16 protein-coding genes and 1 pseudogene are annotated in these 18,699 nt (G+C 72.4%); 2 read left to right on the top strand and 15 right to left on the bottom strand.

The window, feature by feature from the left end:
• The 3 genes and pseudogenes from HUW36_RS08360 to HUW36_RS08350 form a co-directional block, all read right to left on the bottom strand.
• Positions 1 to 279, bottom strand: a pseudogene (locus tag HUW36_RS08360) (hypothetical protein); the annotation flags it as partial.
• A gap of 32 nt (positions 280 to 311) precedes the next feature.
• Positions 312 to 1,817 (bottom strand): sugar transferase, encoded by a 1,506-nt coding sequence (locus tag HUW36_RS08355; RefSeq protein WP_174527592.1) that lies wholly within the window; start codon positions 1,815 to 1,817, stop codon positions 312 to 314.
• Between the two features lie 281 nt (positions 1,818 to 2,098).
• Positions 2,099 to 2,959 (bottom strand): Fpg/Nei family DNA glycosylase, encoded by an 861-nt coding sequence (locus HUW36_RS08350; RefSeq protein ID WP_174527591.1) that lies wholly within the window; start codon positions 2,957 to 2,959, stop codon positions 2,099 to 2,101.
• A 24-nt stretch (positions 2,960 to 2,983) separates the two neighbouring features.
• On the opposite strand from HUW36_RS08350, the gene HUW36_RS08345 reads away from it, so the two are divergent.
• A complete protein-coding gene (locus HUW36_RS08345; protein ID WP_174527590.1) occupies positions 2,984 to 4,243 on the top strand; it encodes a glycosyltransferase family 4 protein in 1,260 nt (419 codons plus the stop codon).
• Positions 4,244 to 4,425: 182 nt separating this feature from the next.
• Here the strand turns inward: HUW36_RS08345 and HUW36_RS08340 are convergent, their stop codons facing one another.
• From HUW36_RS08340 to HUW36_RS08325, 4 genes are all read right to left on the bottom strand, one after another.
• A complete protein-coding gene (locus tag HUW36_RS08340) occupies positions 4,426 to 5,148 on the bottom strand; it encodes a CDP-alcohol phosphatidyltransferase family protein (RefSeq protein ID WP_174527589.1) in 723 nt (240 codons plus the stop codon).
• Entirely contained in the window at positions 5,123 to 6,190 is a 1,068-nt protein-coding gene (locus HUW36_RS08335; protein ID WP_174527588.1) for an iron-containing alcohol dehydrogenase family protein, read from the bottom strand. The genes HUW36_RS08340 and HUW36_RS08335 overlap by 26 nt, the downstream gene beginning before the upstream one ends.
• Positions 6,178 to 6,909, bottom strand: a complete 732-nt coding sequence (locus HUW36_RS08330; protein WP_174527595.1) for a phosphocholine cytidylyltransferase family protein — start codon at positions 6,907 to 6,909, stop codon at positions 6,178 to 6,180. Before HUW36_RS08330 ends, HUW36_RS08335 begins: the two co-directional genes overlap by 13 nt.
• Before the next feature lie 86 nt (positions 6,910 to 6,995).
• The gene (locus HUW36_RS08325; protein WP_246247985.1) at positions 6,996 to 7,445 is read right to left on the bottom strand and encodes an NUDIX domain-containing protein; all 450 of its coding nucleotides are present in this window, start codon (positions 7,443 to 7,445) and stop codon (positions 6,996 to 6,998) included.
• 112 nt (positions 7,446 to 7,557) lie between these two features.
• On the opposite strand from HUW36_RS08325, the gene HUW36_RS08320 reads away from it, so the two are divergent.
• The gene (locus tag HUW36_RS08320) at positions 7,558 to 7,950 is read left to right on the top strand and encodes a CBS domain-containing protein (protein ID WP_174527586.1); all 393 of its coding nucleotides are present in this window, start codon (positions 7,558 to 7,560) and stop codon (positions 7,948 to 7,950) included.
• 84 nt (positions 7,951 to 8,034) lie between these two features.
• Here the strand turns inward: HUW36_RS08320 and HUW36_RS08315 are convergent, their stop codons facing one another.
• The 8 genes from HUW36_RS08315 to HUW36_RS08280 form a co-directional block, all read right to left on the bottom strand.
• Positions 8,035 to 11,106, bottom strand: a complete 3,072-nt coding sequence (locus tag HUW36_RS08315; protein ID WP_246247983.1) for a malectin domain-containing carbohydrate-binding protein — start codon at positions 11,104 to 11,106, stop codon at positions 8,035 to 8,037.
• Between the two features lie 218 nt (positions 11,107 to 11,324).
• Positions 11,325 to 12,371 (bottom strand): glycoside hydrolase family 26 protein, encoded by a 1,047-nt coding sequence (locus HUW36_RS08310; protein WP_246247981.1) that lies wholly within the window; start codon positions 12,369 to 12,371, stop codon positions 11,325 to 11,327.
• Between the two features lie 68 nt (positions 12,372 to 12,439).
• On the bottom strand, positions 12,440 to 13,987 hold the full coding sequence (locus HUW36_RS08305) for a lipopolysaccharide biosynthesis protein (RefSeq protein WP_246247979.1): 1,548 nt from the start codon (positions 13,985 to 13,987) through the stop codon (positions 12,440 to 12,442).
• On the bottom strand, positions 13,975 to 14,835 hold the full coding sequence (locus tag HUW36_RS08300) for a sulfotransferase domain-containing protein (RefSeq protein WP_174527584.1): 861 nt from the start codon (positions 14,833 to 14,835) through the stop codon (positions 13,975 to 13,977). The genes HUW36_RS08305 and HUW36_RS08300 overlap by 13 nt, the downstream gene beginning before the upstream one ends.
• On the bottom strand, positions 14,832 to 16,058 hold the full coding sequence (locus tag HUW36_RS08295; protein ID WP_174527583.1) for a hypothetical protein: 1,227 nt from the start codon (positions 16,056 to 16,058) through the stop codon (positions 14,832 to 14,834). Before HUW36_RS08295 ends, HUW36_RS08300 begins: the two co-directional genes overlap by 4 nt.
• A complete protein-coding gene (locus HUW36_RS08290) occupies positions 16,058 to 17,524 on the bottom strand; it encodes an O-antigen ligase family protein (protein WP_174527582.1) in 1,467 nt (488 codons plus the stop codon). The genes HUW36_RS08295 and HUW36_RS08290 overlap by 1 nt, the downstream gene beginning before the upstream one ends.
• On the bottom strand, positions 17,521 to 18,495 hold the full coding sequence (locus HUW36_RS08285; protein WP_246247977.1) for a DUF3048 domain-containing protein: 975 nt from the start codon (positions 18,493 to 18,495) through the stop codon (positions 17,521 to 17,523). Before HUW36_RS08285 ends, HUW36_RS08290 begins: the two co-directional genes overlap by 4 nt.
• A gap of 17 nt (positions 18,496 to 18,512) precedes the next feature.
• A partial coding sequence (locus tag HUW36_RS08280) for a hypothetical protein (protein ID WP_217428786.1) occupies positions 18,513 to 18,699 on the bottom strand: 187 nt, incomplete at its 5' end.

Genomic DNA, 18,699 nt, shown 5'->3' with positions numbered 1-18,699 from the left:
TCGTCGAGGCCGGCTGGCTGGTGCTGCACGTGACCGGCCGCCGGCTGCGCCCACCAGGGCGCGCAGATGGCGTACGGCCTTCGCCGCGTCCGCGGTGCTCAGCCCGGCGCGCAGCGGCTCGGCGGCGAGACCCGCCGTGTGCAGCACCTCGTACGTGGCCCGCTGGGTGGCCGTGGCGATGCCCCGCCGGCCGCGCAGCCGCAGCACCGCCCACAACGCCGCGGCCAACGCGGTGACCAGCGAGACGACGGCGAAGACGGCCGAGAGGTTGCCACCCACGCAGCGATCCTGCCGGGTGCCGGCCCGCAGCGCTAGTACGCGCCCTTGCGCGCCAGCACCACCCCGACGGTCCGCCACAGGATGCTCAGGTCGTACGCCAACGACCAGTTGTCGACGTAGTAGAGGTCGAGCCGGACCGCCTCGTCCCAGGAGAGGTCGGAGCGGCCGGAGACCTGCCACAGCCCGGTCATGCCCGGCCGCACCAGCAGCCGGCGCCGGACGTCACCCAGGAAGTCGCCGTCGTCGGCGGGCAGCGGGCGCGGTCCGACCAGCGACATCTCGCCCCAGAGCACGTTGATCAGCTGAGGCAGCTCGTCCAGCGACGAGGCCCGCAGGAATCGGCCCACCGGGAAGACCCGAGGATCCTGCTTCATCTTGAACAGCATGCCGTCGGTCTCGTTCTGGTCGACCAGGCCGGCGAGCCGCTCCTCGGCGTCCACGTACATGGTGCGGAACTTCCAGACCCGGAAGGTACGCCCCTCGTGCCCGACCCGGGGCTGCCGGAAGAAGACCGGCCCGGGGTCGGAGATCCGGATGGCCAGCGCGATCGCGGCGAACAGCGGGGTCAGCAGCAGCAGGCCCAGGCCGGCGGCGACCCGGTCCATCAGGTTCTTGGCCAGCAGCGCCGGGCCGGAGAGCGTCGGCTCCTCGACGTGCAGCAGCGGCAGGCCCTCGATGGGGCGGATGTGCACCCGGGGACCGGCGATGTCGGTGAGTTGGGGCGCGACCACCAGGTCGACGCCGGAACCCTCCAGCTGCCAGGCCAGCCGGCGCAGCTCGCCCGGCTCAGCGCTTGCCGAACCGCACACCGCGATGGTGTCGCCGCCGACCTCACGGACCAGGGCCAGCACGTCGCGGCCGGCGTACACCGGCACCGGCGTCTCCATGCCCCGCGCGGCGGCGTACCCGTCGGTCAGGTGGATGGCCACCGGCACCAGGCCGACGTTGGGGTTGCGGGTGACCGTGGTGAAGACCTCCAGGCACTCCGGCAGCGTGCCGACCAGCACCATCCGGTGCCCGGCCTGACCGATGCGGCGGCGCAGCGCGTGCAGGCAGGCCCGGGCGATCATCCGGCCGAACAGGATGAGCAGCATGGCGCCGAGCAGCGCGAACCCGACGGTCCACCGGGAGAGCGTCGTCTTGGTGGCGAACGCCAGGAACGAGACGGTGGCGGCGACCGCCACGCCGGAGCGGATGACCCGCTTGTACTCGTCCGGCCCGAGCCCGAGGTAGCGCCGGTCGTACGTCCGGTTGCCCCACAGGATGAGCACCCAGCCGAGCGGCAGGAGCAGGAACGCCACGGTGTAGAACCACGCGGCGGGCGCGTCCCGGAAACCGGAGTCGGCCTGCTCGAAGATCTGCACGGCCAGGAAGCTGGCCAGGGCCGCCGCGCCGAAGTCGAGCAGCAGCAGCAGCGCGATGTAGGGACGGTGCCAGCGGGAGACCCGACGCCGGGCGCGGGCCCATGCCGACCGGGGTACGCCGTTGTGCGACGGCGGAGTCGGCGGCTGGATCTCAAAGCTGTCGACGTGCCGCACGCTCTTGCTCCGGCCTGTGTCGGTTACCGGGCGCTGGAGGCTTGTCGTCACCTCAACCCATGTCCTCCCGCATGACCCGCGCCCTCACTCGCCGTGAGGACCCGGGTCGCTCACCGTCCCAGTCTCCCACGTTGCCCGTGGGGATCTGGCCGGCTCCGAGTCAGTTGTGAAGCCGGGGACCGAGCCACTATACCGATGGATGGCGGCTCGGGTAGAGCCGGCGAGTGGGACCTTCGGTGATCGCCGGCCGATTCCGCTCAGTAATCGCCGGGTGCGGTTACTCACCGTACGAGGCGGGACAACCTTCGGTCAGCCAGCGGCTTGCCGCCGGTCTGGCAGGTGGGGCAGTACTGGAGGCTGGAATCGGCGAACGAGACCTCCCGCACCGTGTCGCCGCAGACCGGACAGGGCAGGCCCTTCCGGGCGTGCACCTTGAGTCCCGAGCGCTTCTCGCCCTTCAGCTCCGCGGCCCGCTGCCCCATCGACCGCCGCACCGCGTCGCCGAGCACCGTACGGGTCGCCGCGTGCAGGCCGGCGACCTGCTCGTCGGTGAGCCGGTCGGTGATCGCGAACGGGGAGAGCCGGGCCGCGTGCAGGATCTCGTCCGAGTACGCGTTCCCCACGCCGGCGAGCACCGCCTGGTCGGTCAGCACGCCCTTGACCTGACCCCGGCGGCTGCGCAGCCGCTCGGCGAACGTGGGCAGGTCCGCCTCCAGCGCGTCCGGGCCCAGCTTCGCCACGCCCGGCACCTGGGCCGGGTCGGTGACCAGGTAGGCGGCCAGCTTCTTCTGCGTGCCGGCCTCGGTCAGGTCGAAGCCGGAGCCGTCGTCGAGGCGGACCCGCACCGCGATCGGCCCCTTGCCGGGCCGCAACGGCGTCGTCGATCCGAACGCCTCCCGGTAGTGCAGCCAGCCCGCCCGGGCCAGGTGGACCACCAGGTGCAGGCCCCCGTCGAACCGGACGTCGAGGAACTTGCCGTGCCGGCCGGCGCCGGTCACCGTCCGCCCGGCAACCGCGCTCGGCGGCGGGTCGTACGTCTTCAGCGCGTTGATCGAGGCGACCTCGAAGCGGTCGACCCGCCGGCCCACCGCCCGCTCGCGCAGGTAACCGGCGAGCGCTTCCACCTCCGGTAGTTCAGGCACGGGACAACGGTAGCCTTCTTTCCCGTGAGAATCGTGGTGGCGCACAACCGGTACCGGGAAGCTCAGCCCTCCGGCGAGAACACCATCGTCGACGCGGAGATCGCCGAGCTCACCGCCGCCGGCGTGGAGGTGCTGCCGTTCCTGCGCAGCTCGGACGAGATCCCGTCGATGTCCAAGGCCGCCAAGGCGCTGCTGCCGATCTCGCCGATCTGGGCCCCGAAGGCCCAGCACGACCTCGACCGCCTGCTCACCGAGCACCGGCCGGACGTGCTGCACCTGCACAACCCGTACCCGTTGCTCTCGCCCTGGGTGGTGCGGACCGCCCACAGGCGCGGCGTGCCTGTGGTGCAGACGGTGCACAACTACCGGCAGGTCTGCTCCTCCGGTCTCTACTTCCGCGACGGCGTGATCTGCCAGGACTGCCGCGGTCGGGCGTTGGGCGTGCCGGCGGTCGTGCACCGCTGCTACCGCAACTCCCGGGCGCAGAGCGCGCTGATGGCCACCACGCTCGCCGTGCACCGGCCCACCTGGCGGTCGGTGGACCGCTTCATCGCGCTGACCACGGCGGTCGCCGACCATCTCCGGGACTACGGCATCCCGGACGAGCGGATCGTGGTGAAGCCGAACGCCGTGCCCGACCCGGGTACCCCGGCGCCGGCCGGCAACGGCTTCCTCTTCATGGGCCGGCTCAGCCCCGAGAAGGGGCTGGACCTGCTGCTGGCGGCGTGGCGGCGGCACCCGGTGGGCACGCTCGGCCCGTTGCGGATCGCCGGGGACGGCGAGCTGCGCCCGATGGCCGAGGAGGCCGCTGCCGAGCGGCCCGACGTGCACTATCTGGGCCAGCTCGACCGGCCCGGGGTACGCGCCGCGCTGGCCGACAGCTCCGTGGTGCTGGCCACCTCGACCTGGCACGACGTGCTGCCCACCGTGATCATCGAGGCGTTGGCCGCCGGTCGACCGGTCCTCGGCACCGCGCTCGGCGGCATCCCATATCTGGTGGGCGCGGACACCCCGCGCGAGCCCGCCGGCACCGGACCGGCCGAGGTGGCCACCGCGGCCCCGGGCGACGGCCGGGTCGCGTTGCCCGTCGGGGTGCAGCGCGGCGAGGCCGGCTGGGTGGTGGCGCCGGAGGTCGAGGCGCTGGCCGCCGCCCTGCCGCTGGCCGCGTCCCAGGCCCCGTTGCTGGCGGGCGCGGCCCGGACCCGTTACGAGCGCACCTTCCACCCTGACGTGATCACCAAGCGCCTGGTCGACGTCTACGCGGGCCTGCGTTCGCGCGCCTGAGGTTCGTCACCGATCGTTACCGAGGGCTCTGATCGAGTGGTGGTCACCTGCTGTGACGGGAGCTTTCTCGCCTCTGGCTGCCCATGATCACCGAGACCCTCGTCCGCGCCCGACGGCCACGCTGAGTGATACCGCAGGCTGCGTTGTCGCCGTCGCGGGGGAGTGTGGCCGGCGCCGAGCGCTCAGCGCAGCGACGCGCGGGCGGAGAAGGCGATGCTGGCCAGGAGGAACCCGCCGTTGACGATCGTGAACGCCACCACCACCCAGAATGCGAGGGCCGGCGCGAACACCAGCACCAGGCCGGCCAGGAAGATCACCGCGCCGTAGTCGCGGATCAGCTTGACCACACGGACCGGGAGCGAGGTCGAGGTGACCATGCTGGCCGCGTTCGGGCCCGCCTGCATGACTGACGTGACCAGGTTGACCATCCAGGTGCCGGCGAACGTCGCGACGAGCCAGACCGGCGTGGACGGGCGCTGCGCCACGGCCGTGGCGGACAGCGCGGCCACGAGTGCGATCTGGGCTGCCACGTCGCAGAGCACGTCGACCCGGGCGCCGGCCGCGCTGCCCTGGCCGGTCACCCGGGCGAGCTGCCCGTCCGCGCAGTCCAGCGCGTACGCCACCTGCCAGCCGACCAGGGCGACCAACCCGACCACCCAGGCCGGGACGGAGCCGGCGGCCACCTCGTCGGCGAGCGCGACAACGGTCACCGAGGCGGCCAGCCCGAGCACCAGGTTGGTCAGGGTCAGCGCGGTCGGGCGCAGACCCAGTCGCTGGGCGACGAGCGCGAACGCCGCCCCGATCCACTGGCTGATCGACTCGCTGAACAGGCCGCCGCCCCGGTTGACCCGGTGGAAGTCGGCGACGGTGGGACGGGGCTCAGCCAAGGTGGTCGCGGAGGGCACCGGCGTAGTCTGCCAGCCGCTCCCGGGTCTCGGTAGACGACATCGCCAGGTGCTCGAGGATGGTGTAGCGGTCCGGGCGGGTGGCCGGCGCGAACTGCACCGCCTCGACGAACTGGTGGTCGGTCAGCCCCACCTCGGCGGGCAGCCGGGGCAGCCCGTGCCGGGCCAGGCAGGTCGACATCTCGGCGAAGCGGCGCTCGTCGCCGCGCAGGAACGTGCAGAACAGCGCGCCCAGCCCGGCCAGCTCGCCGTGCGATGCGGTGCCGGGGAAGAGCGCGTCCACCGCGTGCATGATCTCGTGGCAGCCGCCGCTGCACGGCCGGCTGGTGCCCTCGATGGCCATCGCCAGGCCACTGGAGATCAGTGCGTCGGCGAGGACCGTGACGAACCCGTCGTCGGTCATGTCGCCCGGATGGTTCAGCACCGCCTCCGCGCCGGCGCGCGACAGCGAGGCGGCCAGCCCGTCGAAGGGTTCGCCGCGGACCGTACGGGCCAGCTCCCAGTCGGCGAGGGCGCTGATGTTGCTCACCACGTCGCCCACACCGGCGCGGTTGTGCCGCTCCGGTCCGGCCTCCACGAAGTCCAGGTCGACGATCACCGCGATCGGGATGTGCACGCCGTAGGAGCCCTTCAGGCCCTCGGTGATCAGGCTCGCCACCGGGGAGGCGATGCCGTCGTTGGCCAGGCTGGTCGCCACCGAGACCATCGGCAGACCGCGCCGGGTGGCCGCGTACTTGGCCACGTCGATGGTCTTGCCGCCACCGATCCCGACCACCGCGTCGTAGGAGCGGGCGCGCAGCTTGCCGCCCAGCTCGTCGGCGGCGTCCAGGGTGCCCCCGGCCACGGTGAACACGTCCGCCGAGCGCAGCGACGGCCGAAGCAGCTCGGCGATCTTCTCGCCCTGCCCCGGCCCGACCACCACGGCGACGTCGCCGCCGGCCGAGATCCGGCCGTCGGACAGGATCGCCGCCAGGTCCGCCACCGCGCCCCGCCGCACGTCGATGTGCAGCGGGGTGAGGACGCTACGGGCTAGTAGCGGCACGCGATCTCCCGCGCCCGGGCCAGGTCCTCGTGGTTGTCGACCTCGACCCAGGAGACGTCACCGATCGGTGCCGCCCGCACCTCGCCGCCCCGGTCGGCGAACTCCTGGTAACCGTCCTCGTAGTAGAGGTTCGGGTCGCGTCGCCAGGTCGCCTCCAGCGCGTCCGCGAGCGCGTCGGCCACCTGCGGCTCGATCAGCGTCGCGCCGATGTACTCGCCGTACGCCTCGCCCGGGTCCATCAGCTTGGTGATCCGGGTGAGCTGGCCGGCGGCGTCGAAGGTGGTCTTCATCTCCTCCTCGGCCAGCGTCTTCAGTGTGTCGACGGCCAGCAGGATGCCCGGCCCGCGCTCGGCCAGCAGCGTCTTCTCCACGCTCACCGGGTGCACCGTGTCGCCGTTGACCAGCAGCACGCCGCGGGCGAAGTGCTCGCGGGCCAGCCAGAGCGAGTAGGCGTTGTTCCACTCCTCGGCCTTGTCGTTGTGTACGAGCGTGAGCGTCACGCCGTACTTCTGCTCCAGGTCGGCCTGCCGCTGCCGGACCGCGTCGGCCGCGTAGCCGACCACGATCACCACCTCGGTCAGCCCCACCTCGGCGAGGTTGCGCAGCGCGATGTCGAGGATGGTGGTCTCCCCGTCGACCGGCACCAGGGCCTTGGGCAGGGTGTCGGTGTACGGCCGCAGCCGGCGCCCCGCACCGGCGGCGAGCACCATCCCGATCATGCCGACACGCTCCTCTTCTCGACCGGATTCCACGTGGCGAGGATATCGTCGGCGCCCGGGCGGCCGTGGTTCAGCCCGTGATCGCCCTACAGGCCGATGGAACGGAGGGCGGCGAAGCCGTCCTCGGCGATCCGGCGGATCAACCCGTCGTTCACGTCCCGGTGCTCGTCGAGCAGGGCCACGTCCCGCTCCGCCAGCCAGCGGAACTCGGTGTGCTTGCCGGCCTCCAGCCGAGGCCGGCCGAGGTCGCCGTCCACCCGGACCAGGAAGTCGGTCTCGATCCGGGCCAGCCCGTCGTCGGCGGTGTAGCGGTATTCGCCGACCAGGCCGAGCACGTGCGACACCGCCCAGCCGGTCTCCTCGGCGACCTCGCGGCGCAACGCGTCGTCGATCTCCTCACCGGGTTCGAGGTGGCCGCCGACGATGTCCCAGCAGTTGGGGAAGATGCGCCGCTCGGGGGACCGGCGCTGGATGAAGATGCGGCCGTCGTCGTCGACGATCAGCGCGCCGGCGCAGCGGAGGGGCTCGGTGGGCACCCTCCGACAGTAGCCATCCGCAGGGATTCCGGCGATGCCCGTTCTTGTCCCGGTACGCATCGATGGCCCACCATGTCCGTACCCAGTCGCCGTCCCACAGGAGTGATGCGTGATGCAGGTTCGGGAAGCGATGTCCAGTGAGATTCTCGTGGTCGGCCCGGAGCACACGCTCCGCCAGGCGGCCCGGATGATGTCGGCCCGCGGTGTCGGGTCGGCGGTCGTGATCGATCCGGACTCCGAAGGGGTCGGGATCATGACCGAGCGCGACGTGTTGAAGGCGATCGGCGCCGGGCTCGACCCGGACGTGGAGCGCACCGGCGCCCACCTGACCTGGGACGTCGTCTACGCCGGCCCGGACTGGACGGTGGAGGAGGCGGCCGCGGCCATGGCCCGGGGCGGATTCCGCCACCTGGTCGTGCTCGACGGCCGGGAGGTCGCGGGGGTGATCTCGGTCCGGGACCTGATGCGGGTGTGGGCGCGGGAGCACGCGCCGACCGTGACCTGATCGGGCCCGGGAACGGGCGATGGCCCGGCCGATACCGGCCGGGCCATCGTCGCGTGCGGTGCTGTCAGGTCATGTCCGCCCTGGTCAGGGGCCGACGAAGACCGCGGTGCCGCGCCAGTCCACGTTGTCCACGCCGGGACCGCTGCGGACCGTGGCGGGGCCGGTCGGCGCACCGTCCGCCCACGCGATCGTGGACAGGTTGCCGGTGGTCCGGGACACGACGTAGAGGTTCTCGCCGTCCAGGAACAGACCGCCCGCGTCGGCGAACGCCGTGGTGCCGGCGACCGTGGCCCGCTCGGCGCCGACCGTGCCGGTGTCCGGCGTGAACCAGCGCCAGAACAGGGTGCTCTGACCGGCCAGCGCGTAGTAGAGGCGACCGCCCTTGTAGAACATGGCGGTCACGTTCGGCAGCTCGGCGGCGAAGTTGGAGGTCATGCCGGCGTACGTCTGGCCCTCCGGCGCGGAGCCGGTGATGACCGTGTCCCACTTGGCGTCGTGGTACGGGTCCAGCTTCTTCGGGGTGCCGAACTCGACACCGTCGAAGGAGCGCTTGTAGAGGTCGCCGTCGACGCCGTAGAACAGGTCGCCGCCGACCCAGAACGCACCCTTGACCGTGGACCAGCGGGTGTTGTCCGGGTTCGCCACCGACATCGCGTTGCCGACCGTGGTCGCGCCGTCGTACGACCGCTTGGTGATGCTGTCCACAGTGGTGGCCGGCGGGACCGGCGGCAGCTTCACGATCTCGATGCCCTGCACCAGCGGGTTCTCCAGGACCCGACCGAAGTCGATGTCGATGTTGCCGTCGCTGGTGACCGGGAACGCCCGCATGGTGCCCCTGTTGGTGGCGCCGATCGCGGCGACCGGGTCGAAGCTGTTCAGCTTGAGCACCCCGTCGATGCTCACGTTGAACTTGCGCTTGCCCGCGGTGGCGGTGCCGGCGTACCGGTTGGCCAGGTAGAGCCGGACCTGCACCGGCGTGCCGGCCGGGACCGGGAAGTCCCACTGCATGTCCGGGACGGGCGTCTCGTCCCACCGCTCGCTGTTGAACAGCTCGACCGGCGTGCCGGCCGGCACGGTGGCGTCGACCGACGCGTTCGTGGCGTACGTCGTGACGGTGTTGCCGGTGTTGTGCAGGCTGCTCGGCGCGGCGAGCGTGTCCGCGGCCCAGGCCGGGCCGTTCGCGGCGGCCAGCTGGTCACCACCGGCGTTGACCCGGTAGAGCACGTCCGAGGCGTCCGGGGTCGGGGCGGTCTTGACCACCTCGATGCCCTGGATCAGCGGGTTCTCCAGCACGCGGCCGAAGTCGATGTCGACCACACCGTCGCTCACCAGCGAGAACGAACGCATGGTGCCGCGGTCGGTGCCGCCGGCGGAGGCGACCGGGTCGAAGTCGTTCAGCTTGAGCACGCCGTCGATGGTGACGTCGAGCTTGCGCTTGCCCACGGCGGCGGTGCCGCTGTACCGGTTGGCCAGGTAGAGCCGGACGTCGACCCGGGTGCCGGCCGCGACCGGGATGTCCCACTGCATGTCCGGCGCGGTCGTCTGGTCCCACCGCTCGGTGTTGAACAGCGTCGCCGGGGTGCTCGCCGGCACCGTGGGGTCGAACGTGGCGTTGGTGGTGTACGCCTTCGCGCTGTTGCCGCCGTTGTGGTTCGGGCTCGGCGCGGCGTCGGTGTCGGCCGACCAGTCCGGGCCGCCGTCGGTCGCCGGGATGGCCGGGCCACCCGCGTTGACCCGGTAGAGGACCTCGGTCTGCGCCGCCCGGCCGGCCTGGTAGACGTCGCCGGGCAGGCCCTTGGTGCTGGTCGAGTGAGGTGCGTCGCCACCGTCCAGCGGGAAGAACGCGATCTTCTTGCGCAGGTGCTCGCCGGCGCCGATGTAGTCCTGGTCGCTGCCGAGCCAGAGGCCCTGCGGGGTCACCATCATCTCGGTCACGCCGTAGCCGCGCGGGTGGCGGCCCGGGTTCCAGGACAGCGGCAGGCCGCTGGCCGGGTCGAGGGCCGCGATGCTGGCCCGCGGCACCGCGCCCGGTCCGGCCTTGTCCCGGGCGATCGGGTTGTTCGACCAGCGGAAGTGACCACCGACGTAGATGGCCTTCTCGCTGATGCCGACGGAGAGGAAGGTGTCGCCGCCGCTGAAGTTGGTCCAGGTCGGCTGCTGGCCGCCGCCGGTGGCGTCGGCCTCCCAGCGGGCGGCCGAGTCGCAGAGCGTGCCCGGGTAGGACGCGCCGGTGGTGACCACCACGAAGTACTTGCCGTCCGGGGAGAACTGGACGTCGCGGACCCACGAGTCGAACGCGGCGTACTTGCAGGCGCCCGAGTAGCCGTCCGTGTTCCAGTCGGCGACGGTGGCTCCGCTGTCGCCCAGGTTGATCCGGACGATCTGGTCGTGCACGACGCCGTCGGCCTTCTTGAAGTTGCCGATGACGACCATCTGCGTGCGGTCGGGCGAGACGGCGAGCTTCTCCGGACCCACGCCCGCCTTGGCGGTGCCGATGCTGCCCTCGGTCCAGTTGTGGTGCTCGGTCAGGTTGGTGGTCAGGTAGTCGTCCACCACGCCGGTGCTGGCGTTGATGGAGGCCAGACCACCACGGTTCACGCCGGTGCCGGCGGTGGTGAAGACCCCACCCACCAGCAGCCGGTCGCCGACCTTGACGATGTCGTTGACCAGGCCGTTGAAGGCCGGGCCCTTGAACGTGGTGACGAGCGAGCCGTCGGAGATGTTGAGCAGCGCCAGCTTGCGCCGGTTGACTCCGTTGACGGTGTTGAAGTCGCCCGCGATGTAGACCGTGCCGGCGGTCGGGCCGGCGACGACGGCCGAGACGTCACCGTCGATCACGGGCGCGAACGCCGGGTCGACGATGCCGGTGGCCTTGTCGAAGGAGAGCAGCTTGGTGCGCGGGATGTCCAGGGACTTGTCGCGGTTGCGCACCTCGGTGAAGGACCCGCCCGCGATCACCTTGCTGCCGGCGTCGTAGATGGCGTAGACCGCGCCGTCCTTGATGTTCGGCGTGCTGGTGGCGGGGGCGCTGCTGACCATGGTGCCGTGGTCCGGTGCGGCCAGCGCGGGGCTGGCCGACAGCACACCACCGACACCGAGGAAGGCGGCGGTGACCAGCGCGAAGGATCGGCGCGTGGTCGCGGGAAGATTTAGCACGGGCAGCTCCGGAGGAGTGACGGAGAACGAGGTGGCCGGCCCGGCCGATCGGGCGAGGGGTGCAGGGGTCGCCGATCGGGGGCGCACGGCCGGTTGACGCGTGATGGGCACACACTTCCGCATTTCAGCTATGGCGTCCACCCCGGATGACCTTTATACCCGTCCACACGACCTGACGGATACCGGGAGAGGTGAACCGGCCACACGAACGGTGGAGGTCAGTTCACCGGGCCCCCGGGCGTGGCCGTCGGCGCGGGCGCGGAGAAGTACGGATCCCCGGCCAACTCGCGGTACGCGGCCAGGCCCTCCGGGTCGTCGTCGAAGGTGCTGTCGTACGTCGTGCCCTTGGTCTGCTTGGCGGAGAAGTAGACCACCGCCTTGATCTGCGGGTGCCGCTTGATGTACGTGCGCGCCTCCCGCAGCCACGCCGCGCGCTGGCCCGGCCCGCCGTCGTGGGTGACGCCGAACTCGCCGATCACGACCGGCCGCGGCCGCTGCCGGGCGAAGGCCATGAAGGTGTCCATCTGCTCGCCGAAGCCGTCGTAGTTCTTGCCCGGGTAGACGTCCGTGCACAGCCAGTCGACCTGGTCGTCACCCGGGTAGTAGGCGGCGGCGTCGCGGCCGGAGTCCACGAAGCCGAGCACGTGCGGGCACCACACCCAGCCGGCGTTGGTCGCCCCCTCCTCGGTGAAGATGGCCCGGATGTGCTTCCAGGCGGCCACGTAGTCCTCGGGTGAGCGGACGCTCTGGCGCAGGTTGGGCCGGTCCATCTCCCACCGCCACCGCAGCAGCACCGGCACTCCGAAGTTCTTGATGGCCTTGGCCCGCTGTCGGATCATCTGGTCGTACACGCCGTCCGCGATGGACCGGGTGTCGGCGCCGGACCAGGAGATCATCTGCAGCATCTGGGCGGCCTGGAACGCGTTCTCGGTCGGGCCGGGGAAGTCGTCCTCCCACTCGTGGAACATGTGCGCCAGCGTCACCTTGCCGCCGGTCTGCTCGCCGAAGGCGGTGAGGGCGCTGACCCGACCGTCGGGCGTCTGCCAGGTCGGCTTCACCCAGGCGCCGAGCCAGGCGCCCTGCGCCGGCATCTCCGGGCCCCGCCCGGTGGTCTCCAGGCCGCCCACCGGCCGGGGCTTCACCGGCGCGGTCGGGCTGCCGGTCGACGGGGCCGGTGTGAGCGGTGCGGGCGTCTCCCCCTGACAGGCCGTCAGGGCGAGCGTCGCGCCCATCAGGAGTGCCGTCGAGCTTCGGACCCACTTCATGGTTGCCGTGCCTCCCCGTTTCGGTGCCACCGGCCGGGCCGGTGATCGATGTCGTGTGCGGTCGCCGGTCATCGCCCCCGGTTGCGCCGCAGTGCCCGAAGGGCGTCGAGCTGGAGCACGCCCCGGAGCCGCCAGACCGCCGCGGCGTAACCGGCGGCGCCCAGCACGGCGACCACCAGCAGGGACGCCGTACCCGGTTCGGTGACGGTGTGCAGCACCAGTGCCGGCACGCCGAAGCAGGCAAGCGCCAGCCCGGCCGCGGTGAGCGTGCCCGGCCCGAACGGATGCAGCCGGAACGCGCGGTGCAGCTGGACCAGCGGCACCAGATTGGTGATCAGGATGGACGCGGACCAGGCGATCGCCGCGCCCATGACGCCGTAGCGCGGAATGAGCAGCACGTTGGCGACCACGTTGACGAGCGTGCCGGACAGCGCGTTGTAGAACGTCCAGGCCGTCTTCCCGGCCATGTTCAGCACGGTGTCGACCATGCCGCATCCGGTGGCGACGAGCATCGTCAGGGCCAGGTAGACGGTGACCGTCCGCCCGGCGTCGTACCCGGAGCCGAACAGGCCCAGCATGGGCCCGGCGAACGAGGCGAACAGCAGGTACGCCGGCCAGGCCAGCAGTACCAGCCACGCGGTCGCGGCCTGGTACAGCCGGCCCGCGGCGGCCCGGTCGTCCCGGGCCAGGTGCTCCGCCAGCCGGTGCTGGACGGCTGTCGACAGGGCCTGGCCGGAGAGCTGGCCCAGGGTGAGGAACCGGGTGGCCGCCGTGTAGAGCGCCGCCTCGGACAGCCCGCGCAGCGCGCCCAGCAGGACGATGTCGAGCCGCTGCACCACCATCTGGGCGAGCCCGCTCAGCGCGCGCGGCCCGCTGTACCGCCAGTACGGGCCGAACTCCTGCCGCCAGCTCGCCGGCGGCGGCGCGTCCGGGCCGGCCGAGCGTTCGGCCCGCCGGACCAGGCGGGCCAGCCAGAACACGGCGGCGAGCGCGGCCGGCACGTACGGCAGCGCCCAGGCCAGCGGCAGCGCCGTGGTGGCGGAGAGGCCGAGCACGGCGACCAGCAGCACGGCGACGAACTGGAGCAGCGTGCGTCCGAGCCGCTCGATGAGCAGCAGCGGGCGCATCTTGCCGAAGCCCCGGCAGGCGGACAGCGTGAAGTCGCAGAGCGCGGCCACCGGCACGAAGAGCAGCAGCGCGCGCAACGCGGGCACCGCGCCCGGGACCGGCTCGGCGAAGGTCAGCTCGACGATCCGCGGGGTGAACAGCCAGCCGACGGTGGTGAGCAGGACGCCCATGCCCAGCAGCGGGAACAGCCCGGCCAGCACCGAGGCGCGGATCCGCTCCGGCTGGCCCAACGTCCGGTAGCGGCTGATGAAGTAGACCGAGCCGATGCCCGTGCCGAGACGGGCGGCCGCGTACGCGATCATGAACGCGCTGGTGGCGGCGAAGAACAGACCCGCGTCCGCCATCGACCAGCCGCGGGTGACCACGATGTTCAGCCCGAAGCCGGCCACCGCCGCCACCGCCACGCCGAGCAGGTTCAGCACCCCGTGCCGGGCGGCCCCGCCCAGCTCGGCGCCCGCCGCCGGCCGGGTGGGGGTTACCGTCGCCACGACGGTACGCGTCCCCACCAGGCGGCGAGCCGTTCGTCGTACGGCGTGAAGTGCGCCTCCAGCCGGGCGCGCAGCTCCGGGTCCATCGCCGAGCGGGACCGCGCGTTGTGCTTGCCGAACGAGATGTCCGCCCAGTGCGGCAGGCCGAGGAAGTCGCAGACCCCGTCGAAGGCCGGTCGCGGGTCGGCGAAGAAGTCGTCGGCGTCGATCACGTGCAGCCGGTCCCGGCCGAAGATCGACTCGAGTCGCTCCAGCTGCTCGACGTACTGCCCCCGGGTCAGGTAGGCGTTGTGCTGGTAGTGGTGGCTGTGCGCGGTCGGGTCGGCGAGCAGGCGCTCCCGCTCACCGGCGATGCGGCTCTGCTCCAGTTCGAGCGCCCGCTCGAACGTCTCGGACTCGAAGCCCCGGGCCGACTCGTGCGCGTGCGCCGAGTACGCCCGCTCCACCGGGTCGCGCAGCAGCACCAGCAGCCGGACCTCGGGCAGGTCGGCGGCGATCCGCTCCCCGGCCAGCGGGTGGAACATGTAGTACGGGCTCGACTCGCCGGTCACCCCGCGCACGCCGAGCTGCGCGCGTACCGCCTCGGCCCGACGGTTGGTCGGGAAGTGCCCGAGGTACCAGTCCATGCCCCGGTCGTAGCCGGTGTCGAAGTAGTGGACACCCTTGTGGTAGACCGCCGGGAGCACGCCCGGGTGCTGGGAGAGCGTCTTGAACAGCGACGTCGTGCCGCAGCGTTGGGCGCCCACGATCAGGAAGTCGGGGGTCATCCGCGAGTTCGCCGTCCACCGGCCGACCGTACGCGTCACCGACCGCACGGCCCGTCGGGCCTTGGCCTTGGCCAGCGTCATCTCAGCACTCCTCCCGCACCCGGCCGGGTCGCCAGGTGATCCTCCACCGCCGGCAACAGCCAGGCGGCCACGTGTCCCAGCCGGGCGCCGGCCTCGGCCTGTCGGTCGCGCAGGTAGCGCGCGGCCAGCTCGACCAGGTAGAGCACCGCCACCAGGTCTTCGGTGCCGGCCGGCGGGGCGAACGGCGCGAGCGTCGCCGCCGCACCGCTCAGCAGTTCGCGGGCCGCCGTCGTCGGCTCCACCCCGGCCTTGGTGATCGCCGTCTGGAGCCGTCGGTGCAGCGCGTCGTAGCCGACCGGCACGCCGGCCGAGAACCGCTCCCAGTCCCAGATGAGCATGCGACCGTCGGCCAGCGCCGCGCTGTTGCCGCCGTTCCAGTCGCCGTGCCAGGCGCCGAGGTCGAGCGTCGGGTCGAGGCCGACGACGGTGGCCAGGACCGAGCGCAGCCGCGCGGTCTCCGGCCGGTCACCCAGCGCCTCGACGTCGGCGGCGAGGCGTTCGGCGTACCCGCTGCCGCCGACCGGCCGGCGGTCCACGCCCAGGCAGCGGCTGACCGCCACCATCGCCTCGCGTTCCCGCTCGGTGGCCTCCGCCGGCGTCGCCCGGGGCAGCCCGACCGGAAGCGCGCTCTGCACCAGCAGGGCGTGCGGGCCCCAGGCGCCGTGGTGCAACACCTCGGCCACCACGATCCCGGGCAGGTCGACGGTGGCCAGCCGGCGCAGCACCGCGGCCTCCTCGTCGACCAGAGCGCGGGTGAGCGGGTCCACGCCCAGCTTGGCGTAGCCCAGCGGCCGGCCGTGGTGGTCGAGCAGCTGGATCACCGGCTTGCGGTTGGCGCGGGCCGGGCCGATGTGGACACTCAGCAACGCCGGCCGGCCGAGCACCTCGGTCAGGTGCTCCTCCAGCGTCCCGGTGGTCGCCCCGACCTGGAGGCGGTCCCGGAAGGCGAGCCGGCCGAGACCGGTGCGGAAGGCGGTGGCCAGCAGCGACCGGCGCAGCCGGGCCTTCGTACCCACCGCCTCCGTCGAGTGCCGGACCGCGCTGGCCGCGGCCCGCCGGGAGCCGGCGGGCACCAGCAGCCGGGGCCGTGCGGCCGACGGCACCACGGCGTAGCCGGCGCCGCCGCGGCGCAGCGTGGGTCCGGCCGGTTCCGGCCAGACCACGGCCGCCAGCTCGGGCAGGTACGCCGCGCGCGCGTCATCGACTCGTGGGGTTGCGGTCATCAGCGGGTCCGTTCCCGTCGGTTGGTCGGCACGGCGGACGCCACCGCGGCGAGCGCCTCCCGGCGCATCGTCCGCAGGTACCGGTCGTTGCTGGCCAGCACGGCCACGCTGATCAGGCCGTACGCCAGCGTGGTGTTCAGCGCGCCGTAGAGGAACTGGAAGAACAGCATCAGGATCAGCACCGCGCTGCCGGCGATGCCGATGGGCGTATGGTCGCGCCGGAACCGCCACAGGCACCAGAGGAAGAACGCGCTGTAGCAGAACGCGCCGACCCAGCCCTGGCCCACGAGCAGGTTCCAGACCTGCCCGTTGCTGCCCAGCTCCCGGTTTCCGCACTGCTGGCAGTCGGCCGACTTGCCGATCGCGATCGACCGGTTGCTGCCGATCAGCGCGCGGTTGGCGCCGTAGCCCAGCACCGGCGAGTGGTTCGCCGCCTCGACGGCCCCGCTGGACAGGGTGGCCCGGATCTCGTCGCTGTGCCCGTTCTGCATCCGCTCGTCGAGGAGCCCGCCCAGCGGCGACGCCAGCACCAGCACGCCGGCCAGCGCGGTGGCCAGCGCCATGCCGGCGAGGACGGCGATCCGGCCGCGCAGCGCCAGCCGCAGGGCGACGTAGACGGCGGCGATCACCAGCCCGATCCAGAGACCGCGGTTGAGCGAGAAGACGATCGGGAAGATCGCGGCGGCGACCATCAGGTAGCCGCCGAGTCGCCGCCACCCCCGGCCGTACACCACCCAGCCGACGAGGAACCAGATGAGCAGGATGCCCATGTTCTCGCCCCAGGTGTTCGTGTACTCGAACGGGGCGGCCGGACGCGGCGAGCTGGCCTCGCCCTCCAGCACCTCCTGCACCTGGGCCACCTCGACGTGCATGAGCCGGTTGACGAACGGCTCCTTGGCGATGACGTCGGGCAGGATGTAGTTGAGCGGGGCGGTGAACTTCAGGTCGGGCATGAGCGCGCCGACGTACCCGCCGATCACGGTGACCACGGCCAGGAACCCGAAGAGCCGCAGCATCCGGATCCTCGGCAGCTCCTTCTCGCTCAGGTTGAGCACGTAGAGCATGGTGATGGTCAGCGCGGTGTAGTTCATCACCCGGATGCCCCAGCCGATGTACCTGCCGAACCCGTCCGGCGTCAGGGTGTTCGGCGCGGTGACGTCCAGCATCAACCCGGAGAGCACCACCCAGGCGAGCAGGATCAGCCAGAACCCGAAACCGGGGGGCACCCGGATGCGGTCACGCCGGCGCAGCTGGAACGCCATCGGCACGGCGAGGATGGCGAAGATGAACGACGGCAGGCCGAGCGCCCACCACACCGGGTAGAGCACGAAGAGCGCGATCAGTGGCCACGCGGTGGGCAGACGCCGGCGTCCGGCGGCACGTACGCCGACCGACGCCTCCGTCGGCACCGGACCACTCGGCACCGGCTCCGGCCGCGAGGGCTGGAGCGGGACGAGCGTCTTCATGTGACCGCTACCCGGGCCGCCGTCGGCGCGTAGATCACCCAGGTGGTGCCCGGCTGCGGGCGGACCTGGTATCCGGCCAGGTCGGTGACGTTGCAGACCAGCTTCTGCCCGGGCTTGCTCCACTGCGCCTTGGCGCTCGACGGCCCGGACACGACCAGGGCCTTGCCCTTGCCGTAGACGTTGGCGCTCGGCAGGGACCGGGGGCTGGGCTTGCGGACGGTGAGCGTCCGGTACTCCATGGTGAGCACGACCACCGAGGCGGCGGTCACCGTGGTCTTGCCGACCCGCCCCGACCACTGCTGCTTCGCCGGGTCGTAGGTCCAGGTCTGGGTGCGGTGACCGGAGGCGGAGACGGTGAGTTTGCTGGCGGGCGTGACGTCCCGGCTGGCCAGCGGCGTGCCCGTGGTGGCGTACTCGAACAACGGCGCCGGTGCGACGCCGCCCTTGGGTGCGGCGGCCCGGAGCGCCGTGGTCGAGGTGTGTCCGTCCGGGAACGCGGCGCTGCGTTTGGCCGGTGTCACGCCGCTGAGGTCGGCGGCGGCGAGCTGGCTGAGGAAACCGGTGGGCCCGCCGGCGTAGCCGAGCCACGGGCGGAGCACACCGACGCTGCGGATGTCGACCGGGCGGATCTCGGTGACCGGGCCGATCTTCGTGGCGTCGCGGGACTGGTAGACCGCGCTGAGGTGCAGACTGCCCGACTCGGCGAACTCCTGGTAGACCAGGTCCGCCGCGTCCAGGCCGGTGGCGGCGCCGCTCTCGGTCACCCGGATCGGCACCGCGATCGCCTGCCGTGCCTCCACGCCCGGCTGGGTGAGTGGCTGCCCCGACAGCGGCCCCACCGGCAGGCTGGGCGTCGGGCTGGGCTTCGGTGCCGGGGTGCCGGGATCGACCAGGTCGCTCGCACCCGGAGGCGGCGGATCGCTGCAGGCGGCGCCCAGCGCGACGATCAGCACCCCGACGGCCGACGCCACGACAGACCGTCGGAGCCTCACTCCTGGTCCTCCACCGGGTCGAAGGCCATCGAGAGCCGGCCCTGGCCGTCGGCGCCGTCGATGTCGCGCTTCGACCGGTAGACGGTGGACGGCGGCTGCCGGACCCCGCCGGCCTGGACCGGCGTGGGCGAGCCCGGCTTGGCGGCGGGCACGGTGCTCGGGGCCGGGGCCGGGGCCGGGGCC

It is taken from the genome of Micromonospora maritima, from assembly GCF_902825405.1.
In the GTDB taxonomy this organism is placed as follows: Bacteria; Actinomycetota; Actinomycetes; order Mycobacteriales; family Micromonosporaceae; genus Micromonospora; species Micromonospora maritima.
Note: the sequence above shows the minus strand (reverse complement) of the source record. Positions and strands in the feature narration are given on the sequence as shown.

Excerpts from the sequence above, each read along its gene's own strand:
- HUW36_RS08290 (WP_174527582.1), bottom strand. The coding sequence starts at position 17,524 with ATGAAGACGCTCGTCCCGCTCCAGCCCTCGCGGCCGGAGCCGGTGCCG.
- HUW36_RS08295 (WP_174527583.1), bottom strand. The coding sequence starts at position 16,058 with ATGACCGCAACCCCACGAGTCGATGACGCGCGCGCGGCGTACCTGCCC.
- HUW36_RS08310 (WP_246247981.1), bottom strand. The coding sequence starts at position 12,371 with ATGAAGTGGGTCCGAAGCTCGACGGCACTCCTGATGGGCGCGACGCTC.
- HUW36_RS08330 (WP_174527595.1), bottom strand. The coding sequence starts at position 6,909 with ATGATCGGGATGGTGCTCGCCGCCGGTGCGGGGCGCCGGCTGCGGCCG.
- HUW36_RS08320 (WP_174527586.1), top strand. The coding sequence starts at position 7,558 with ATGCAGGTTCGGGAAGCGATGTCCAGTGAGATTCTCGTGGTCGGCCCG.
- HUW36_RS08300 (WP_174527584.1), bottom strand. The coding sequence starts at position 14,835 with ATGACGCTGGCCAAGGCCAAGGCCCGACGGGCCGTGCGGTCGGTGACG.